The organism is Ligilactobacillus pabuli (assembly GCF_022836475.1).
In the GTDB taxonomy this organism is placed as follows: Bacteria; Bacillota; Bacilli; order Lactobacillales; family Lactobacillaceae; genus Ligilactobacillus; species Ligilactobacillus pabuli.
The window spans coordinates 1-1,095 of the sequence record NZ_BQXH01000048.1; the positions used below are offsets into that span (position 1 = coordinate 1).

Consider the following 1,095-nt stretch of genomic DNA (forward strand, 5'->3'; position numbering starts at 1 on the left):
TAGCTTGATAATCAGGCATTTGATAGTGCCACCCTTGATCTGAATGAATAATTGGTTTAGCTCCAACTGGTAAATTTTTTTCAAGTCTTCTGACCGTTTCCATGATCATTTTTTTGTTGGGATGGGCACTGATTTTTAAAGCCAAGACTTCTTTAGTCGCTTCATCAGTCATTACCGAAAGGTAACCCCAATGTTGATTGGTTAAACGAATCTGTGTCACATCAGTATGAATAACTGTGTATGGTTCTGTCGCATCAAACGTTTGTCTAATAATATTAGGAGCCTTAGCTCCTACGTCTCCTCGGTAGGAACTGTAAGAACTCGTATGCTTACGATATACCATATTTTTGATACCCACTTCATTCATCAGTTTACGGACTGTGTTTGGTGAGATTTTAAAATTATGACTTAACAGCTTAATATGAATGCGTCGATAGCCATAGGTCTCAAAACTTTCTTGAAAAATTGTTTGAATCGCTTCTTTGACTTCCTGATATTTATCTGGTTTTGAAATCCGCTTTCTTTCATCATAATAAGTAGCTCTTTTTAGGCTATAAAAAGCTAATAATTTGTTTACACTGTACTTACTCTGAAATTCTTCCCGGGCCGAATCTACCGCTATAGTTTTTTGTTTATTCGTAAGTTTTTCGACCGGGGTGGAAGTTTTTTTAACAAATCACGCTCCATTTCAGCCTGATAGAGTTGTACTTTGAGATGCATGATTTTTTCTTCGTAAGCTTGTTTTTCACTTAAAGAAAGTTTTTGAGGTTGAATCATTTTTTTCTTTTTCATTGTGTTTGGCCTACCTTTTTGACGTGGAGCTAGTGCAGCCAAACCGCCATTTTCAAAGGATCTATTCCAAGTATAGACTTGAGAAGATGAGATGTTAAAAATGGCCGCAACTTTACTAACTCCAAGGTCATGAGTTTGGTAATATTCTACCACGTTGGCCTTAAAATCGAGCTTATATTCGCTCCTACGCCGTTTAACTACCAGAGCTTCAACTCCTTGTTGGCTGGCAGTATTAATCCAATCTTTCAAAAGACTGAAAGTTGGTAATTTAAGTTCTTTAGCTAAGCTTTTTATCGAAATATT

The 1,095-nt window shown here is 36.4% G+C and carries 2 protein-coding genes; both read right to left on the minus strand.

The annotated features are described in order from the left end of the window. A partial coding sequence (locus LPAF129_RS11015) for an IS3 family transposase (protein WP_244057178.1) occupies nt 1–622 on the minus strand: 622 nt, incomplete at its 3' end. Continuing rightward, nucleotides 619–1,095, minus strand: a 477-nt coding sequence (locus LPAF129_RS11020) for a helix-turn-helix domain-containing protein (RefSeq protein ID WP_244057177.1), incomplete at its 5' end; no start/stop codon positions are given. The genes LPAF129_RS11020 and LPAF129_RS11015, both read right to left, overlap by 4 nt.